We start from the raw sequence: 18,481 nt of genomic DNA, 5'->3' as shown, positions 1-18,481 counted from the left end.
CTCACAAAGACGAGCGAAATCCCTGCGATCCCGCCCCATCCAAACATCCCCGGTTACTGCGCAACAGGCCCATCGTGGGAGAAGGAAAAGTCCCCTCCCGCGTCAGAACGCGTCCATCCTGGCCGCGACCTTCGCGATGAACCTCGTCCGCGTCTCGTCCGTCGACAGGTTCATCGAGTAATGCGCGAGGTAGGAGACCGACCCGCCGGGTTTGATGGTGGCGCGCAGCACCCGCTTGACCAGCTTGCGCGGCGGGTCGCCCATCAGCATGGCGCGGAACCGGCTGCCGCCATAGGTGGTGACCGCCGCGACCTTGTGAATGTTGTGCAGCGACGGCTGCACCTTGCCGTTGACCAGCTTGAACGACACGCCGGGCAGGAAGACGCGATCGAAAAAGCCTTTCAAAATGGCCGGATAGCCGAAGTTCCACACCGGAAACGACAGCACCAGCGCCTCGGCCCGCAGTAAGCGCTCGACATAGGCTGACGCCGGATCGCCGTCGCTGCGTTCGTCGTGATAGGACAGCCGTTCGGCCCGCGTCAGCCTGGGATCGAAACCCTCCGCATAGAGATCGCAGTCGTCGACGACATGGCCGGCGGCCTTCAGCCGCTCGATGATCGTCCGGTGCAGATCGGCGTTGAAGCTGGTCTCCACAGGATGAGCGTAGAGGACGAAGACGTTCACAGGAGAACATCTCGCAAGTCGGCACCAAGCACCCCCCTCTGCCCTGCCGGGCATCTCCCCCTCAAGTGGGGAGATCGGCTGTCAGTATCGCTTTCGCCAGTTGACGACGTTGGAAGATGGTCGAGACGATGGAACTGCCAATCTCCCCCCTTGAGGGGGAGATGCCAAGTGGTGGCAAAGAGGGCAGGCCAGAGGGGGGTACAGCGCCACACGCCCGTCATCGTCTCAACCCGCCTTCTCCAGTCCCTTGAACAGGAACGACTTGCCCGAGCGATAATCATAGTCCGGGTTCTCCCAGGCGATCATCTTGCCCGGATTGAGCAGCCCTTGCGGGTCGGTTTCGCGCTTGAAGGCGAGCTGCACCTCGTCGGTGCGCTTCATGCCGCCTTCTTCCAGCGTGTAGCGGTGCGGGTTGAAGATCCAGCAGCCATTGTCCTCGTGGATGCGGATGATCTCGTCGAGCCGCTCCGCCGTGGTGAAACGCACCAGCGGCAGCCCTGCGATGCCGATGGCGCCGTCGAAGCGGATGAATTCGAGATGCGCCGGCACCTCGTCGCCGAAGCGATCGACCATCGCCTTGACGTGGCCGAGGTGGTCCGGCGAAGGGTAGCGGGTCTGCAGGTAGGTGATCGTCGGATCGACCCGGATGGCACGCAGCGTCGTGTGGTTCCAGGTCAGCTCATAGGCCGGCGGCAACCCTTTGAGATCGGCCTCCTTGTCGGCCCGGAAGACAATCTCGCCCTTGCTGCGCGCCGTGAAGGCAAGGAAGGCATCCATCGCATGCGGTGCGATCATCAGGACGACGATGCTTTGGCCGCGCCGGAAAAACCGCTGGTGGCGCTTGAAATAATCGTAGGGGATCGGTGCTGCGATCGGCGTGATCAGTTTCGCCAGTATGCCGTCCTGGATGGCGAGGTCGTTGCCGAACCCGGCCGCATCCATGAAATCGTCGAAGCCGACGATGACGTCGATCCAGTCATAGCTGGCGGTCAGCGGCATCTCGACTTCGGTGATGATGCCGTTGGTGCCGTAGGCATGCATCACCTTCAGCACGTCCTCGCCGGTGAGCTCCATGACACGCGGCTCAGCCTCCATCGTCACGGTCCTCAGCCGGATGACATTGCCGAGGTCGCGCAGTCCGCCCCAGCGGATCGAGCCGATACCGCCGGAGCCGCCGGCGACGAAGCCGCCGATCGACGCCGTGTTGTAGGTCGACGGCGACATGCGGAGCTCCTGGCCGGAATGCGCCCGCGTCGCTCTGTCCATGTCGGCGAGCACGGCGCCGGGGCCGGTGACGACACGGCCGGGGGCGATCGTCTTGACCGCGTTCATCTCGGCGAGATTGAGCACGACGCCGCCGGACAAGGGCATCGCTTGGCCGTAGTTCCCGGTGCCGCTGCCGCGCGGCGTCACCGGCACGCCATGCCGGTGACAGGCGGCGAGAATGCGGACGACCTCGTCTTCGGTTTTCGGCGTCACGATCAGGTCGCCGGTGACGTGATCGAGCTGCTGCTTCAGCACCGGGCTGTACCAGTAGAAGTCGCGGCTCTTCTGCTGGACGATCGCCGGATGGTCGTCGATCTTCAAACCGTGCAGGTCGCGCTTGAGCGCCGCAATATCCATCATTCCACCATCAGATCATCGAGTTCGGCATAATCGGGCAACTGGCGCTCGATCGCCAGGCCGTCGCGTACAACGATGCGATCCGATTCGGGCCGTGACAGCAATTCCGTCCAGCTCCGCCCCTTGAAGACGACGAAATCGGCCGGCGCTCCGGCGGCAAGCGTGCCGAAACCGTCGAGCCGCATCACCTTGGCCGGCGTCGAAGTCACCGCTTTCGGCCAGTCGGCGACGGGATGGTCGAGATGCAGGATGCGCGTCGCCATCCGGTAAACCTCAAGCATGTCGAGATCGCCATAGGCGTAGAACGGGTCGCGCGTATTGTCGGAGGCGACGGCCACGGCAATGCCGCGCGCCTTCATCTCGTGCAGCAACGTCACCCCGCGCCAGCGCGGCGTGGTGTTGTCGCCGCGCCGGTCCTGCAGATAGAGATTGCACATCGGCAGCGACACCACCGCCAGGCCGGCCTTGGCGACCTTGTCTAGCGTGTCGAGCACGTCGAGATCGGGCTGGCGCGCCAGCGAGCAGCAATGGCCGACCAGGATGTTCCCCTCGAAACCGTTCCAAAGGGCGGCTTCGGCGATTTTCTTCAACGAGATCGCCGCGATATCGTCGGTCTCGTCGGCATGGAAATCGAGGTCGAGGCCGTGCTTGATCGCCTGCGCAAATACCTGGTCAAGCAGTTCTTCGAGATCCGGCACCATATAGGTGACGACGCCGAGCACGCCGTTGGCCGCAGCCACTCGCTTGGCCAGCCTCTCGAACCATTTCCTGTCGCGCACGCCCTCGATGCCGAGCAGGCAGACCGCCTGCAGCTCGATGCGGCCGCGCCATTCATCCCGCATCGTCTCGAACACCGGCCAGGAGATCTCTTCCTGCGGCGCAACGCTGTCGAGATGCGTGCGCAGCGCCCTGGTACCATGCGCATAGGCCGAGCGCAGCGAAAAATCCATGCGGCGGGCAACGTCGTCGGCGCTCCAGCGCGCCGCCCGGTCGGCGCCCGTTGCATTCAGCGCGCCCATGAAGGTGCCGTCCGGGTTGGGCTTTCGAGGCCAGATATGGCCCTTGTCGATATGGGTGTGGCAGTCGACGAAGCAGGGCAAGACGATCCGGCCGCCGAGATCGGTGGCGCCTGCCGGTGCATTGGATCGCTGATGTGCTGCAATGCTGGAGATTTTTCCATTGGCGACGGCGATATCCGTAAGCGCAAAGCCGTCGGCATCGAAGGCAGCCGCAAGTCCTGGCGTCAGCGACTGATGAACACGAACGTTTGCAAGATGATAAGGACCAGAGGCTGGTATCAAGCCGCACTCCCCTTTGTCCTGCAGGACATCTCCCCCTCAAAGGGGGAGATGGGCAGCTTCAACCGGGGCACACGCCTTGCCACGTCAGTAATTGGCGAAATCCGAAATGAGGTCCAATCTCCCCCCATGAGGGGGAGATGTCCGGCAGGGCAGAGGGGGGTAACGGCGCCGACCATGCCTACCGCTCCTGCCTCAGTGCGCTCTCGTGCCAGCGCCGCAAAATGAGATGCGATACCAGCGACAGAACCAGGAAGATCAGGATGCCGGTGAGCGAGATCAGGATCAGCGCGGCGAACAGCCTTGGCGCGTTGAGCCGGTAGCCGGCCTCGATGATGCGCGAGGCGAGGCCGGACGACTGGCCGGTGGCACCGGCGACGAACTCGGCCACCACCGCGCCGATCAGCGACAGCCCGCCGGCGATCTTCAGCCCGCCGAGGAAATAAGGCATCGCCGCCGGCAGCCGCAGGTAGCGCAATTGCTGCCAGCGGGTCGCACCATTGAGCTTGAACATGTCGCGCAGATTGCGGTCGACCGAATTGAGGCCGAGCGTGGTGTTGGAGAGGATTGGGAAGAAGGCGACGATCCAGGCGCAAAGCAAAAGCTTTGTCGTCTGGTTGTCGACATAGATGTTGATCAGCGGAAAGATCGCGACGATCGGCGTCACCTGGAGCACGATGGCGAACGGAAAGAACGACATCTCCACCCATTTCGACTGAGCGAACAGCACCGCCAGCCCGACGCCGCCGATGACGGCGAGAAGCAGGCTCAAGAAGGTGATCCTGAGTGTCACCAGCAGCGAGGAGAACAGCAGCCCGGCATCGTCATGCAACGTCTGCAGCACCACGCCGGGACGCGGCAGGATGTATTTCGGGATGTCGTTCCAGACGCAGACACGGTCCCACAGCCAGATCGCCAGGATCATGATCGCCAGCGGCAGCAGCCATCTGCCGATGCGCTCGAAGCGCTCCTGGCGGACGCGGCGCGCCTCCTCCGGGTCGAGCGCCAGGACTGGTTCTTCAATGGCCGTCATGATGCGGTCCGGCAGTTGAGTTGATGGCGCCGATCAGCACGTCGGATGCCTGGCGGCAGAGCGCGGCATAGTCGGGCGAGGTGCGAAACGCCTCGTCGCGCGGATAGGGCGCGTCGACGGCAAGCTCCGCGAACACTCGGCCCGGCCGCGCCGCCATGACGACGACGCGGTTGGAGAGGAAAACGCTTTCGAAGACGCTGTGGGTGACGAAAACGACGGTGAAACGCTCATCCTGCCATAGCTCCAGAAGGTCATTGTTGAGCTTGAAGCGGGTGATCTCGTCGAGTGCCGCGAACGGCTCGTCCATCAACAAAATCCGTGGCTTGGTCACCATGGCGCGGGCGATCGAGACGCGCATCTTCATGCCGCCCGACAGTTCGCGCGGCACCGCCTTCTCGAAGCCGGTCAGGTGAACCCGCGCCAGCATCTCCATCACCGTTGGTGCCGCCTTGGCCCGCGACACGCCCTTCAGCCGCAGCGGCAGCCAGACATTGTCGAAGACGTCGGCCCAGGGCAGCAGCGTGGGCTCCTGGAAGACGAAGCCGATATTCGAGCGGTCGCCGATATTCGAATGATCGCGGGCGCCGCTGCCGCGCCAGTCGAGCAGGCCCGAGGTCGGCGTCGACAGGCCGGCAATCAGCCGGAGAGCCGTCGATTTCCCGCAGCCGGACGGCCCGAGCAGGCTGAGGAAATCGCCTTCCCGGATCGTCAGCTCGACATTGCTGAGCGCGGTGACGCCGTTGGAAAAAAACTTGCCGACGCCACGCAGCGCCAACAGCGTCGGCCCCGGTACACTTCCTGGCTGTTGCGCCACTTTCTCCAGCTTCACGGTCTACTTCTTCAGGTCGAGCCCGACGCTCTTGTTGACGAAGGAAAGCGTGTAGGCCTTCTTGATGTCGATGCCCGCCGACGCGACCTTGGCCTTGACCATCTTGTCGTAAAAACTCTGGATGCGCGCGTCGGTCATGGCGCCGATGCCGAGCTTTTCGCTGTCGCCGGAATCGACCACGCCGAACTTCTTCAACTGCTCTATCGAGAAGGCGATCTGCTCATCCGTCATGTCCGGATTTTCCTTCTTGATCATTTCGTTGGCGGCCTTGTTGTCGCCGTAGAGATAATTGTACCAGCCCTTGGCCGAACCATCGACGAAGCACTGGACTACCTCGGGCCGCTTGTCGATCGTCTCCTGCATGGTCTCGACCGTCGTTGCATATGTGTCCCAGCCATAGTCGGCCAGCAGGAACTGGTTCGGCGTGAAACCGCCCTGCTTCTGGACGGCGAATGGCTCCGAGGTGACGTAACCCTGCTGGATCGACTTCTTGTTGGCGATGAACGGCGCAGGGTTGAAGGTGTATGGCACGCGCTTGGCGGCATCGAAGCCAAGGTCGGTGACCATCCACTGGAAGAAGGTCTGCGCACCTTCGTCGCCGAGGATGTACTGGTCGGCGTTCTTCAGGTCTTCCCATTTGTCCAGCCCCTGGCCGGGATGCGACATGATGACCTGCGGGTCCTTCTGGAAGTCGGCGGCCACGACGCGCATCGGTATGCCTTGCTGCACGGCATCGAAGGCCGACAGCAAATTGCCGCCCATGTAGAAATCGATCTTGCCGGCCAGCAGCAGCGGCCGGCCGCTGACCTGTGGGCCGCCCTGCATGATCGTCACGTCGATGCCGCAGGCCGCATAGGTGCCATCCGCCACCGCCTGGTAGTAACCGCCATGCTCCGGCTCGGCCAGCCAATTGGTGCCGAAGGTGACTTTTTCGTTCGCTGCCGCAGCAAGCGTGCCTGCGCCAAGCAGCACGATCGCGCCGGCCGAAATCTTCAGTTTTCCGTACATCCACACCACCCTTTGTTCGCTCCGGCGCGTCACGCGGCGGGCTCGACACCATTGTTTCAAGAAGCAAGACACATGCCACCGGCGCGTTGCGCCGGGACCGCCCGCTTGTGCAATGCCCGCCTGTGCAATGGCGGCGCGAAGGCCGGACGGGTCATGCTGTACGAAAGGCATCGTGCCTATTTTTTGATCGCCTGTCCACATTCGCCCTCGTGACATGCACCGCCATCTTGATGCCCGTATCGATCCCGCATTAGAGCGACGTGCGTCCACTTGGACGCACAAAGTACGCTCTAAAACTTCGTATCCTGTCGCATCGTGCTTTCCGAAAATCGATCTCGATTTTCGGGCCGATGCGATAGGCTGCCGTGAACGGAGATTGCCATGTTCAAATTTCTCACGCCGAAGTCGATCAAGCCGCCCTTCGCCCGCTACAGCCACGGCGTCGAGCTGCCGCCCGGCAAGCGGCTGGTGCTGTGTTCGGGCCAGGTCGCGATCACAGCGGACGACCAGATCCCGGAAGACGCCGGCGCACAGGCCGAGCTCTGTTTCCAGAACATATCGGCGATTCTCGGCGAGGCCGGGCTCAGCCTGTCCGACATCGTCCGCATCAACGCCTACGTCACCGACCGCGCCTTCCTGCGCCCCTATATGGAGGTTCGCGACCGGCTGTTCGCCAGCCCTGCGCCGGCCTCGACGCTGATGATCGTTTCAGGTTTTGCCCGGCCGGAATTCAAGGTCGAGATCGAGGTCATCGCGGCGGGTTGAGCAGCGCTGGCCAGCGGCTGGAATCGACAGGCCGATGATCTCAAGTTACACGACAAAGGTTGGCGCTGCCCCTCATCCACCTGCCGGCGCCTTCTCCCCGTGTAGTGACGGGGAGAAGAGCTAGCCGGAACGCTGGCGATCCCCCTCTCCCCCGTCCTTCACGGGGAGAGGCTAAGGGTGAGGGGCAGCGCAAACCCATTCAGTCTCTTCGAGGTTCAAAATGGCCGGAACAAAAAAGCGCGTATGGTGGGGTGACTACCGGACCACCGAATACGCGACCATCGATCCTGAGGCGACCATTGCCGTTCTGCCGCTGGCAGCGATCGAGCAGCACGGGCCGCATCTGCCGGTTTCGACCGACACCTCGATCATGAACGGTATGCTGGAAACGGTGATCGCCCGCCTGCCCGGCGATCTCGACATCCGCATCCTGCCGGTGCAGGCGGTAGGCAAGTCGAACGAGCACCTGCATGCGCCCGGCACCCTCACCCTGCCGGCGACGACCTTGGTCGAGGCATGGACCGAACTCGGCCTGTCGGTCGCGCGCGCCGGCGTCCGAAAACTGATTGTCGTCAACTCGCATGGCGGCAATGAAGAGATCATGGGCATCGTCACCCGCGAATTGCGTGTGCGGGCAAAGATGCTGGCGGTAAAGACCAGCTGGCAGCGCTTTGGCCGGCCGGCCGGTATGTACACCGATCTCGAAGACCGCCACGGCATTCATGGCGGCGACGTCGAGACCTCGCTGATGCTGCATTTCCGGTCCGACCTCGTCGATATGGCCAAGGCCGACAATTTCGTGTCCAAGGTCGCCCGCGCCGAAAAGGAATTTTCGCTGCTGCGCCACACCGGAACGCACGCCTTCGCCTGGATCGCCAGCGATCTCAACCCGAATGGCGTGGTCGGCGACGCCAGCATTGCCACCGCCGAAAAAGGCCGGCTCACCGCCGAACATCAGGCCGACGGCTTCATCGGCTTGGTTAGGGACATGCGGAAGGCCAAGCTGGCGGATTGGCTGGCGTAGGTGTTTGATCCCACCAGCTCAGGCCTCGCTCACGAGGGGCGATTCCATTCGCGCGAGGATCCTCACTTCCCCTCTTGAAGCGGCGACACCGTGTAGATTTCGTCCAGTATCTTCACCATCAAGGTGTTGGCGGTCGTCTGGCCGTCGAGCGCGAGAGTCAGGTTGGTCCATATGACCAGGGTGACGTCATTGGCCGGATCGTAGCCCATGAAGGACTGGTAACCGGGCATCTCGCCTTCGTGATAGTAGATTTCGTTAGGCCCGAAGGTCAGCGTTAGGATGCCATAGCCGTATTTTTGCATGGCGGGTTCGCCCGGCTCCGGCGCCACAGGGCTTGCAAGCCACTGCCGCTGGAAGTCGGCATTGAAGAGCTTGCCCCCGACCAGCGCGCGCATCCAGGTCGCGAGGTCATCGGCGGTGGAGATGACCCCGCCAGCCGCAAAGTAGGCGGACGGGTTCTGCCATGTGTCGTCGTTGGGCTTGAGCGTTCCGGCCCTGGCCGCAGCTTGGAGGTCGTCCGGATAGGGCGCATCAGCCAGGGCGTACGAAGTACTGCCGTAGAGGTAACCGTTTGAGTATGGCTCGGGGATGGCGTTCGACGTGCTCGGCGGCAACGCCGTGTTCTTCATGCCGAGCGGCCCGAACAGGCGGTCCCGGAAGATGGTCGAGAGCGGCTTGCCGTCGATCCTCTCGGCAACAAGGCCGAGCAGATAGTAGTTGGTGTTGTTGTACTCGAATTCGGCACCCGGCGCGAAGTCCGGCGGCCGTTTGAACGCCATGCCGAGTACTTCATCAGCGGCCCATACCCTATAAGGATACGTGTCCAGGCTTTCGGCAAGTTCCGGCGCATTTGTGAAGTTAGGGAGGCCGCTCCGCATTGTTATGAGCTGCCGAATGGTTATCTCGTCGCCGTTGGGAACGCGCTGGACGTATTTCGAGATCAGATCGGCAAAGCTCAGTTTGCCTTCCTGCACCAGTTGCACGATAACAGCGGCGGTCATCGTCTTGGTGTTCGAGGCCGCACGGAAGTGGGTATCGGCGCGCGGCGGGTTCGTGGCACCCAGTTCAGTCGTACCGTAGCCGAAGACGAGGTTGCCCCGCGGAGTCTCGAGCAAAACCATGGCACCGGGCAGCATAAGTTCCTTGGCCAAACCCTCGACAGTGGCTTGGAGCGCTGCCGGGTCGATCGACTTGAGAGCCGGCATGGAGGCGGCCACGGCGCTGCCTGTCGCGCAGACCACGCCAACAACGATGGCCAAAATTCTCCCGATCATCATTCGCCCCTTGGCCGTTTCCTAGAACTCCTGCGCACTTTCCTGGAATTTGTTTTTAGGCTCAGATTTTCAATTCGAACGGTGTGCCTTCGAAAGCATCCGCGCCGCGCCCGATCGCCTGGATCGCTTCGATCATCCGGCCCCTGCGATCGAGCAGCGTGTCGGCGATCGCGATCAGCCGCGGATTGGGTGTCGCCGTCGGCGACAGCCTGCGCAGAGTCTCGGCCAACTCGGCCTCGTCGCGCTTCGGCGCCAGCGCTGCCGCGATGATATAGGCCGAGGCGGTCGAGCGGCTGATGCCGGCATAGCAATGCACCACCAGCGGCCGCGAGCGATCCCATTGGCGGGCGAAATCGAGCAGGGTCACAACGTGCTCCTCGCCCGGCATGGTCATGCCCTCCTGCGCCACCGCAATGTCGTGCATGACCAGATGCAGATGGTTTTCCCTGGTGATCGAGGCCGGTCGCACCACCTCCGTTCCGGCGGCGAGCAGCGAAAGCAGCCGCCCGGCGCCGGTCTTCGTCACCGTTTCCTCGACTTTGGACAGCGAGCAGACATGGATCATTGGGTCGTTTCTCCCTTGGCATCATCGTCGCGCCGCGAGGCCCAGCCGGCAAGCGCCGATTCGAGCCGCCGCCATTCTTCATCGGCTCCCGGCAGGCCGGCGCGCAGCACATCCGGCCGGCCGGCGAAATGCCGAAGCAGGATGCCGCGCTGGCCGAGCACCGAAAACAGGCCGGCGGCGCCCGCCAGCCTGAGATAACGGAACAGCGTGGTGCCACCGGCGACAGGCACGCCGAAGCGGCCGAACAGCGTGTCGAGCCGTGCGGCGTCCTCGGCCAGACGGTGCCGCATCCCGGCCTGCCAGCCGGTGTCGGCAAGCGCCCTTATGCCATATTCGAGCGCCGGCCCGGCAACCGCCCATGGCCCGAATTGCGCCTCCAGCCGCTCGACCATCAGCGCGTCGGCCAATGCAAACCCAAGCCGCAGGCCGGCCAGGCCGAAGAACTTGCCGAATGAGCGCAGCACGACGATGCCGCCCTGGTCGACGTCGCCGGCCAGGCTCTCGCTGCGCGGGCCGACATCCATGAAGGCCTCGTCGACGACCAGCAGCCCGCCTCTGGCGCGTAATGTCCCTGCAAGTCGAAGCAATCTTTCGCGCTCGACGACGCGCCCGTCCGGGTTGTTTGGATTGACGACGATCGCAAGGTTGGCCGCCGCCAGGGCTTCGCAATCATCGACTTCAGCCGCCGCGTGGCCAGCGATCGCTGCTGCCCGTCGATGCTCGGCATAAGTCGGCCCGAGCACCAGCGCCTTGCCCGGGCTGACCAGCGAAGCGACGCGCGGCAACAGGATTTGCGTGCCGGGCGCCGCCACGACGTTCGCCGCCGACGGCGCGCCATAGGCGCTTGCCGCGAGTTCAGCCAAGTCGCGGCTGCGCGCCGTTTCCGGCAATCGCGACAGGGCGGTGGCGGGCAAATCGAAAAGCGGGTAGGAGTGCGGATTGATCCCGGTCGAGAGGTCGATGAAAGGCAGCGGCGCGTGAGGGAAAAGCGCCCTCGCCCGGCCAAGGCTTCCGCCGTGGTCCACCGCCGCCGTCACTCCATCAAGAGACTTCATGTCGATCCTGATCACTTCCCTGTCGCTGGCCATCGAACTTGTACTCGGCTACCCGGCCCGGCTCTTCGATGCCATTGGCCATCCCGTCACCTGGTTCGGCAGGCTGATATCCTTTCTCGACCGCAGGCTCAACCGCGCCACTGATTCCGACGCCGACCGTCGCCGCTGGGGCGTCGTCGCGCTGCTGGTGATCGTCCTGGTGCCGGCCGCCCTCGCCTTCTGGATCGAAGCCATGCTTTGGAGCATTCCCTTCGGCTTGTTGGTCACCGCAATCCTGGCGACGTCGCTGCTGTCGCAGAAGAGCCTTGCCGAGCATGTCGAAGCGGTGGCCGACGCACTCGACAGCGGCGGACTGGACATGGGCCGCATCGCCGTCTCCAGGATCGTCGGCCGCGATCCGGAAAAGCTCGACAGGGCCGCTGTCTGCCGCGCAGCGATCGAAAGTCTTGCCGAGAATTTCTCCGACGGCGTCGTCGCGCCGGCCTTCTGGATCGGTATTGGCGGGCTCGCCGGCGGCGTCGCCTACAAGGCCGCAAACACCGCCGATTCGATGATCGGCCACCGCACGCCGCGCCACGAAGCCTTCGGCTGGGCGGCTGCGCGCTTCGACGACTGGATCAACCTGCCGGCGTCGCGGCTGACGGCGCTGCTGATCGTGCTTGCGGCTTTCCTGGTCAAGGGCGCCGACGCCAAAGCCGCCTGGCACGCCGTGCGGCGCGATGCGAAAAAACACCGCTCGCCCAATGCCGGCTGGCCGGAGGCAGCGATGGCCGGCGCGCTCGGCCTGGCGCTCGCCGGCCCCCGTTCCTACGACGGCGTGATGGTCGAAGACGCGTTGATGGGCGAGGGCGGCCGCCGCGACGATGTCGAGAGCACCGACGTCCGACGGGCGCTGAAACTCTACCAGGTCGCCGACTTGCTGCTGATTGCGCTGTTCGGGGTGGTCGCAGTGGTTGTTATCTTGGCGTGACCTGCGCTCGAGATCGACGGAAACAAAAAACCCGCCAAGCGGCGGGTCGTTGGAGCCAATTAGCACCATAGCGAAATTAATAGCATAGCTGCCGGCACAAAGCAAGAACAAAATAGGGCAACGCCTCAAATAATCGGTTCAGGTCGGCGCTGCCCCTCAGCCTTAGCTCCCCGTGAAAAGACAGGGAGAGGGAGATCGCCAGCGTTGCGGCTAGCTCCTTGTCCCCGTCCTTCACGGGGAGAAGTCGCCGGCAGGCGATGAGGGGCAGCGCTGACCTTGACAAACCAGCAACACCCCTCAGAACTCAATCCCCTGCTGCGCCTTCACGCCGGCGGAGAAGTGGTGCTTGGTCACGGCCATCTCGGTGACCAGGTCGGCCGCCTCGACCAGTGCCGGCTTGGCGTTGCGGCCGGTGACGACGATATGCAGGCCTTCGCGGCGTGACTTCAGCGCCGCGACCACCTTTTCGAGGTCGAGATAGTCGTAACGCAGCGCGATGTTCAACTCGTCGAGCACCACCAGGCTGATCGACGGCTCGGCCATCAGCTCGAGCGCCTTCGCCCAGGCGGCCTCGGCCGCCGCGATGTCGCGTTTCAGGTCCTGCGTCTCCCACGTAAAGCCCTCGCCCATGGCGTGCCAGAGGACACGGTCGCCGAAGGCGGCAAAGGCGTCCTTCTCGCCGGTGTGCCATTTGCCCTTGATGAACTGGACGACGCCGACACGCTTGCCGTAGCCGAGCATCCTGAGCGCCAGACCGAAGGCGGCCGTGGTCTTGCCCTTGCCCGGCCCGGTGTTGACGATCAACAGCCCCTTCTCGACCGTCTTGGCTGCAACCTCGGCGTCCTGCACCGCCTTGCGCTTGGCCATCTTGGCGCGGTGGCGTTCCTCGTCCCCCTGTTCAATGGTCTTGGGATCGATAGTATCAGCCATGTCATTTCACCTTGAGCGGCAGCCCCGCCACCATCAAAAGCACGGTGCCGGCGACCGCCGCGACGTCCTGGTTCAGCCGGCCGGCGGCATCGCGAAACCGTCTTGCCAGCGCATTGTCCGGCACGATGCCCTGGCCGACCTCGTTGGACACCACGAACCACGGGCCACGCGGCCGCGACAGCACATCGGCCAGCCTTTGGCATTCGGCCTCGACATCATGGTCGGCCAGCATATGGTTGGTCAGCCACAGCGTCAGGCAGTCGATCAGCACCGGCTGGCCGTCGGGCAGTGCCTCGATCGCGCCGGCAAGGTCGAGCGGCGCCTCGATGGTCGTCCAGCCATCGCCTCGCCGCGAGCGGTGCAGCGCGATGCGCTGACGCATCTCCTCGTCATAGGCTTGCGCTGTGGCGATATAGCTCCACGGCGCCGGACAGGCGCTCACCAGCCTCTCGGCATGCGCGCTCTTGCCGGAGCGCGCACCGCCGATGACCAGGGTCAGCGCCCCGGCAGCGCGGTCAGGCAAAGCTGTCGCGCAGGCTGGTTGCCGCGCCGGTGAAGCGTCCGCGCACCAGCCCGACGACCATACCGAGCACCAGCCAGAACACCAGATTGGTCAGCGTCACCGCCACCACGAACTGATGATGCAGGCCTTCCGGGATCGCCGTCTCGAAACTGTCGGGCTGCGGCGCGCCGACAATATGCGGCGCAACGATCAACGCCACGGCAAGGATCGCCAGCGGCAGCGATCTGCGGAAGGCGATAAGGCCGAGACCGGCCGCTGTCGCCACCACTGTTGCCCACCACCAGATCTGGCGTTGGACAAGGTCGGCCGCCGGCATCGCCGGCAGTTCCGGCGCCAGGCCGAGGCCGGGCGCCAGCGTGAACACGGCAAAGCCGGCCAGGCCCCAGAACAGGCCCTGGCGCCAATTGCCGATGCCGCCGGCGAATTCCGAAACCGCGACCAGGACCAGTGCGAAGCCAATGCCGGTGACGATATTGGCAACGACGCTGAAACCAAAGCGCTCGAAGCCGTCGGCCGGCGCCCAGCCTTCGTCTTCAGCCGGAGCCATTGCTTCAGCCGGTGCCGGCGCGGCGCTGCTCATAGCCATCGTGCCGGCGGCGTTTTCGGCCGGTGCCGCAGGTGCCGCGGCATGGTCATGGCCGCCGCCGGCCTGTTCGTAGACTTCCGCTTTCAGGATGAGCGGCACGGTGGCGTAGGCCTGCATGCAGGCGAGAACGACGCCGGCCACAAGCCCTGCGATCGCCGCGATGAAGACGACGTTGCGAAACAGTGTCATGATGTCAGCCCCTTGTCAGTGGCAGGGAAAGCCCATCGAGTGGCGATAGTCGTGCGCGGCATTGTGGACCGCATCGATATGCGAGAAGCCGACAAAGCCCATGACGAAAATGCCGAGGAATGCAGCAAGCGCCAGCTGCAGGAGACGCGACTGCGAGGAGGCGGAAGCGCCGAGCGAAACGGAAGCGGTATTCATGTCTTGTCCTTTCGCCCTCCACCCGAGGGCATAGAAGTCAGTTTCCTGTCGCCGGCAGGTCTCCTGGCTCGCGGATCAGCGCCCTTCCCCACCTTCCCGAAGGCGAACCTTCAGTGGCATATGGAGAGGACTACCGCACACAGTTGCGGGGGCAGCCACGGCATTGGGCAAACAATTTCGCCCGCACCGCATTCCCTCTTGGTTCCAAACGGAACCGACGACATCAGCGACTATAGGCAGAATCGCCGCGCCCGGCAAACCAAATTCCGCCGGATCGTGTGGCGAATGCGCCGCCTCGCCAAACCGGAGAACTGGCGCCGCAGACGTCGCGATCTGCGCGGTCAAACAGAACGGCCTGCGTTCGATGCGGCACTGCACCGCTTCCACAATTGGGTGTTCGAGCGCCATGCGGCGCTCGAACATCAAAGCGATTTGGGCAGATAGCGCCAGGTGACGAAGCCGCAGATCGCCGCCAGCAGGCCGAGTGTCGCGAAAACCGCGCCCAGGCCGAAGAACGCCAGCACCACGGAATAGACCAGCGGCGGCGTCAGCTCGGAAAAGTCGAGATAGGTGCGGTAGACCGCCGCCATCTGTGCCCGCTCATACGAGCGCACCGAGCGCATGAAGGCGGTCGAGCCCAGCGCATCGAGCGCGATGGTGAAGAAGGCACCGCAAAGCAGCAAGGCGCCGGTGATGAGCGGTGCGGCCTCGCCGACGGCGCCGGCCGCCAGCAGCGTTGCCGACATCGCGAAATAGGCGAACGTCATGGTGCGCCGGCCGCCGAAACGCTTTCCTGCCCTGCCCCAGAAGATGGCCATGAACAAAAGCGCATTGCCGGCCGAAACCAAGAGGCCGCCGGCGAGCTTGCCCTCGCCGGTGATCACCATGAACAGCGGCCCATAGACGAAGAACGTCGTCCAGAAGCAGGAGCGGCCGAAAGCGATCAGCCAGGCCAGCCTCAGCCTTGGCTGCGCGACGAAGCGGCCGATATTGGCCAGCGGATTGACCGGCCGCGTCTTGCCGGGGCGGATCGACGGGTTATCGCCAAGCCGGTAAGTCCAGAACAGCGCCAGTAAAGCCATGGCGAAGACGGCCACCGCGCCATGCGCGGCATAGATGCCGAAACGCGTGTAGAGGTAAATTCCGAGGGTCGGCCCGGTGGTCCAGGCAAGCATCGACCACGCCATGCGCAGCGACTCGGCCTGCATGAAATCGGTCTTGCGGATATGGTCCATGATGTAAAGGTTGAGCGTGATCGCCAGCGCGCCGGCGCCGACGATGCGGCAGAGCATGCCGACCACCTGGCCAGCCAGCGTATGGGTGACGAAGAACAGCGAGCCGGCGGCCAGCAGGCAGGCGCCGGCGGTATAGACCCAGCGCCGGGCAAAGCGGGCGATCAGCATCGGCATGAACAGCGTCGCCGACAGGCCGAGCATCGCCACGATCGTGTAGAGGATCGAAACAATCTGCTCGTTGTGCAGTATCTCATAGGCCTGGATCGGGATGACGCTGGACACGGTGGCGCGCGCGAAGGATTCGACCGCATAGAGCGAGGCGAAGGTGCGGGCATCCGCCGGCCGCAAGGCCGCAAGCCAGATCGGATGGCGCACATGGGTAGCCATTGTGTTCCCCGAAGCCGAATCGCCCGAAGCAGGGTTGGAGCACAAATCTGCCGCGGCGATTCCTGGCCGCGTAACAGGAAACCGACGCCTTCACGGCAAAAAGCGAAGCCGGCCAAAGGCTTTCCGGCTCTGGCCTAAAGCAGCCCTGATGCCGCCGTCACCAACGCAAAGCAAGGCCCTGCTTCTTTTGACGGTGGCAACCGTGATAGTCGTCTTGCCGGGGCTGAACCAAGACAGCGAGACCAATGAGCATCGACACGCCGAGCGCAGCCGTTCAGGATCAACCGAAGTCGAAGCGCATCGCCGCTATCGACATTGCACGCGGCATCGCATTGCTTGCCATGGCGAGCTATCATTTCACCTGGGACCTCGAATTCTTCGGCTACACCGATCCCGGCCTCACCGCCTTCGGCTGGTGGAAAATCTACGCGCGCTGCATCGCCTCGAGCTTCCTGTTCCTGGTCGGCATCAGCCTCTATCTCGCCCATGGCAAAAAAATCCGCTGGACCGGCTTCTGGAAGCGCTTCGCCATGGTTGCCGGGGCAGCGCTCGCAATATCGCTGGTCACCCGCATCGCCACGCCCGACGGCTTCATCTTCTTCGGCATATTGCACGAGATCGCGCTCGCCAGCTTGCTCGGCCTGGCGTTCCTGCGGCTGCCGGCGCTGCTGACGCTTGCCGTGGCGGCCCTCGTTATCGCCGCGCCTTTCTACTTGCGATCCGAGCTTTTCGATCATCCGGCTTTGTGGTGGGTCGGCCTGTCGGCGACCAACCCGCGCTCCAATGACTACGTTCCGCTGCTGCCCTGGTTCGGCGCCGTACTTGCCGGCATCGCGGTTACCAAGCTCGCCGCCACCTCCGGCGCACTGACGCGGCTGTCGGCCTTGGCGCCCGGCCGCTGGGCAAACCCGCTGGTCTTCATCGGCCGGCACAGCCTTGCCTTCTATTTGATCCATCAGCCTGTGCTGATCGGCTCGGTCTGGCTGTTTTCGCAATTCATGCCGGCGCCGGCCGAAACCAGGGAGGTGAGTTTTCTGAAATCCTGCCAGATATCCTGCGAGCAGGCACGCGACACCGAGTTCTGCTCCAGCTATTGTGCCTGCATGCTGGACACTCTCCAGGGCGAAGCCTCGCTTGACCGGCTCTACAGCAACGACCAGTCCCTGGAGTGGAAGGCGCATATTGGCGAGCTCGCCGGCACCTGCACCGCCCAAGCCGAGGCGGCGGAACTGGGAACGCGCTAATCGAGGGAGGACAATAATGAGCGACAGTCACCCGAAACCCGTGCAGCAAAATCCTGGGCAGCCGAAGCTGGGGCACATCCCATGGCCGCCGCTGATCTATATCGCCGCCATCATCGTCAGCGTCGCGCTAGGGCTGTTCTATCCGCTGCCGTGGATCGGCGATCTTCTCGGCGACATCCTGTTCGCCGCCGGCCTTGTGGGGTTGGTGGCGGTTGCCGCGCTCTGGTTCACGGCAATTCGCACCATGATCCGCGCCAAGACGACGCTCAACCCGAACGGCGTGCCTGACCATCTGGTGACCACCGGACCCTTCGCCGTCAGCCGCAACCCGATCTACCTCGCCAACACATTGCTGCTGGTCAGCCTCGCCTTTGTCACGGGGATCGCCTGGTTCCTGCCGCTGGCGGTCATCGCGGCGTTCTTGACGCAGAAGCTGACGATCGAGAGCGAGGAGAAGGTGCTGACCGCCAAATTCGGCAAAAAGTACCGGGACTACGCCAAAAGGGTGCGGCGCTGGATTTGAGCCGAGGCTGACACCGCGCCTATGTGGTGACGCCGAGTTCCACCAGCCGCTCGACGCAGGATTCCTCGGCTTGGTCGAGTTCGGCCAGGGTCTCTTCGAGGTCGCGGCGTTTCTGGCGCAAATGCTCACGCTTTTCCTCGATTCGCTTGATCATCAATTTGAGTTGGCCGACCTCGCCGGGCGGCTCCCTGTACATCTGGATGATTTCGCGGATCTCGTTGATCGAGAAGCCGAGCCTTTTTCCCCGCATGATCTGGCGGATCAGATGCCGGTCCGATGGCCGGAACAGCCGGGTGCGGCCGCGCCTTACCGGCTGCACCAGCCCTTCATCCTCGTAGAAGCGCAACGTCCGCGTCGACACGTCGAATTCCCGGGTCAGTTCCGTGATCGAATAATATTCCCGCATCGTCACTCCAATGCCCCGACCACGCCGCGAGTTCCAACTGGCCGGCGCCGCCGGCGCTCAGGCGCGTACCAGAATCGGCGGACAAGGCGCTTTCCAAAGCCTCGCACGGCATTTACGTAAAAGTCAATTTAGGTG

General features: G+C 63.8%; 20 protein-coding genes and 1 riboswitch. Of the genes, 5 read left to right on the top strand and 15 right to left on the bottom strand.

The genetic code is table 11. The features are described 5' to 3' along the window. Positions 1–102: 102 nt before the first annotated feature. The 6 genes from NKJ12_RS15795 to NKJ12_RS15770 all read right to left on the bottom strand — a co-directional run bounded on the left by NKJ12_RS15795 (position 103) and on the right by NKJ12_RS15770 (position 6,475). Positions 103–684 carry an NAD(P)H-dependent oxidoreductase gene (locus NKJ12_RS15795; protein WP_352703674.1) on the bottom strand — a complete coding sequence of 194 codons (582 nt, stop codon included), beginning with the start codon at positions 682–684 and terminating at the stop codon, positions 103–105. 225 nt (positions 685–909) lie between these two features. Further along, the gene (locus tag NKJ12_RS15790; RefSeq protein WP_502905709.1) at positions 910–2,310 is read right to left on the bottom strand and encodes an FAD-binding oxidoreductase; all 1,401 of its coding nucleotides are present in this window, start codon (positions 2,308–2,310) and stop codon (positions 910–912) included. Further along, positions 2,307–3,608: a cytosine deaminase gene (locus tag NKJ12_RS15785; protein ID WP_352688149.1), complete on the bottom strand. Its 1,302-nt coding sequence runs from the start codon at positions 3,606–3,608 to the stop codon at positions 2,307–2,309. Before NKJ12_RS15785 ends, NKJ12_RS15790 begins: the two co-directional genes overlap by 4 nt. Positions 3,609–3,786: 178 nt before the next feature. Then, on the bottom strand, positions 3,787–4,638 hold the full coding sequence (locus NKJ12_RS15780) for an ABC transporter permease (protein ID WP_254818144.1): 852 nt from the start codon (positions 4,636–4,638) through the stop codon (positions 3,787–3,789). Further along, entirely contained in the window at positions 4,625–5,467 is an 843-nt protein-coding gene (locus NKJ12_RS15775) for an ABC transporter ATP-binding protein (RefSeq protein ID WP_352703672.1), read from the bottom strand. The genes NKJ12_RS15780 and NKJ12_RS15775 overlap by 14 nt, the downstream gene beginning before the upstream one ends. A gap of 3 nt (positions 5,468–5,470) precedes the next feature. Next, positions 5,471–6,475 carry an ABC transporter substrate-binding protein gene (locus tag NKJ12_RS15770; protein ID WP_352688145.1) on the bottom strand — a complete coding sequence of 335 codons (1,005 nt, stop codon included), beginning with the start codon at positions 6,473–6,475 and terminating at the stop codon, positions 5,471–5,473. A 381-nt stretch (positions 6,476–6,856) separates the two neighbouring features. Here NKJ12_RS15770 and NKJ12_RS15765 point away from each other — a divergent pair, with 381 nt between their 5' ends. Together NKJ12_RS15765 and NKJ12_RS15760 are read left to right on the top strand one after the other, a co-directional pair. After that, on the top strand, positions 6,857–7,240 hold the full coding sequence (locus NKJ12_RS15765) for a RidA family protein (RefSeq protein ID WP_352688143.1): 384 nt from the start codon (positions 6,857–6,859) through the stop codon (positions 7,238–7,240). A gap of 220 nt (positions 7,241–7,460) precedes the next feature. Then, positions 7,461–8,264, top strand: coding sequence for a creatininase family protein (locus NKJ12_RS15760; RefSeq protein WP_352688141.1), 804 nt, complete (start codon positions 7,461–7,463; stop codon positions 8,262–8,264). Positions 8,265–8,326: 62 nt separating this feature from the next. Here NKJ12_RS15760 and NKJ12_RS15755 read toward each other — a convergent pair whose 3' ends face one another. The 3 genes from NKJ12_RS15755 to cobD all read right to left on the bottom strand — a co-directional run bounded on the left by NKJ12_RS15755 (position 8,327) and on the right by cobD (position 11,158). After that, positions 8,327–9,538 (bottom strand): serine hydrolase domain-containing protein, encoded by a 1,212-nt coding sequence (locus NKJ12_RS15755; protein WP_352703670.1) that lies wholly within the window; start codon positions 9,536–9,538, stop codon positions 8,327–8,329. Positions 9,539–9,599: 61 nt separating this feature from the next. Next, the gene (locus NKJ12_RS15750; RefSeq protein ID WP_352646973.1) at positions 9,600–10,103 is read right to left on the bottom strand and encodes a tyrosine phosphatase family protein; all 504 of its coding nucleotides are present in this window, start codon (positions 10,101–10,103) and stop codon (positions 9,600–9,602) included. Beyond that, positions 10,100–11,158 carry a threonine-phosphate decarboxylase CobD gene (gene cobD / locus NKJ12_RS15745; protein WP_352703668.1) on the bottom strand — a complete coding sequence of 353 codons (1,059 nt, stop codon included), beginning with the start codon at positions 11,156–11,158 and terminating at the stop codon, positions 10,100–10,102. The genes NKJ12_RS15750 and cobD overlap by 4 nt, the downstream gene beginning before the upstream one ends. On the opposite strand from cobD, the gene cbiB reads away from it, so the two are divergent. Continuing rightward, positions 11,157–12,128, top strand: a complete 972-nt coding sequence (cbiB, locus tag NKJ12_RS15740; RefSeq protein WP_352703666.1) for an adenosylcobinamide-phosphate synthase CbiB — start codon at positions 11,157–11,159, stop codon at positions 12,126–12,128. The two genes, cobD and cbiB, sit on opposite strands and share 2 nt — an antisense overlap. Positions 12,129–12,425: 297 nt before the next feature. On the opposite strand, the gene cobO is transcribed toward cbiB, so the two are convergent. The 5 genes from cobO to NKJ12_RS15715 all read right to left on the bottom strand — a co-directional run bounded on the left by cobO (position 12,426) and on the right by NKJ12_RS15715 (position 16,173). Beyond that, a complete protein-coding gene (cobO, locus tag NKJ12_RS15735; RefSeq protein ID WP_352477569.1) occupies positions 12,426–13,058 on the bottom strand; it encodes a cob(I)yrinic acid a,c-diamide adenosyltransferase in 633 nt (210 codons plus the stop codon). Position 13,059: 1 nt separating this feature from the next. Continuing rightward, positions 13,060–13,581 carry a bifunctional adenosylcobinamide kinase/adenosylcobinamide-phosphate guanylyltransferase gene (gene cobU / locus NKJ12_RS15730; RefSeq protein ID WP_352505717.1) on the bottom strand — a complete coding sequence of 174 codons (522 nt, stop codon included), beginning with the start codon at positions 13,579–13,581 and terminating at the stop codon, positions 13,060–13,062. Then, positions 13,574–14,356, bottom strand: a complete 783-nt coding sequence (locus NKJ12_RS15725; RefSeq protein WP_352505716.1) for a CbtA family protein — start codon at positions 14,354–14,356, stop codon at positions 13,574–13,576. The genes cobU and NKJ12_RS15725 overlap by 8 nt, the downstream gene beginning before the upstream one ends. Before the next feature lie 15 nt (positions 14,357–14,371). Further along, entirely contained in the window at positions 14,372–14,551 is a 180-nt protein-coding gene (locus NKJ12_RS15720) for a CbtB domain-containing protein (RefSeq protein WP_352505715.1), read from the bottom strand. A 36-nt stretch (positions 14,552–14,587) separates the two neighbouring features. Next, positions 14,588–14,785, bottom strand: a riboswitch (cobalamin riboswitch). Between the two features lie 188 nt (positions 14,786–14,973). Beyond that, the gene (locus NKJ12_RS15715) at positions 14,974–16,173 is read right to left on the bottom strand and encodes an MFS transporter (protein WP_352505714.1); all 1,200 of its coding nucleotides are present in this window, start codon (positions 16,171–16,173) and stop codon (positions 14,974–14,976) included. Between the two features lie 245 nt (positions 16,174–16,418). On the opposite strand from NKJ12_RS15715, the gene NKJ12_RS15710 reads away from it, so the two are divergent. Both NKJ12_RS15710 and NKJ12_RS15705 read left to right on the top strand, forming a co-directional pair. Further along, positions 16,419–17,417, top strand: coding sequence for a heparan-alpha-glucosaminide N-acetyltransferase (locus NKJ12_RS15710; RefSeq protein WP_352505713.1), 999 nt, complete (start codon positions 16,419–16,421; stop codon positions 17,415–17,417). 16 nt (positions 17,418–17,433) lie between these two features. After that, positions 17,434–17,940 carry a methyltransferase family protein gene (locus tag NKJ12_RS15705; protein WP_352454650.1) on the top strand — a complete coding sequence of 169 codons (507 nt, stop codon included), beginning with the start codon at positions 17,434–17,436 and terminating at the stop codon, positions 17,938–17,940. 19 nt (positions 17,941–17,959) lie between these two features. On the opposite strand, the gene NKJ12_RS15700 is transcribed toward NKJ12_RS15705, so the two are convergent. Continuing rightward, positions 17,960–18,346 carry a MerR family transcriptional regulator gene (locus tag NKJ12_RS15700; protein WP_254818129.1) on the bottom strand — a complete coding sequence of 129 codons (387 nt, stop codon included), beginning with the start codon at positions 18,344–18,346 and terminating at the stop codon, positions 17,960–17,962. Positions 18,347–18,481 lie beyond the last annotated feature (135 nt).

The organism is Mesorhizobium sp. M0195, assembly GCF_040322115.1.
GTDB lineage: Bacteria > Pseudomonadota > Alphaproteobacteria > Rhizobiales > Rhizobiaceae > Mesorhizobium.
This window is presented reverse-complemented; position numbering and strand designations above follow the sequence as displayed.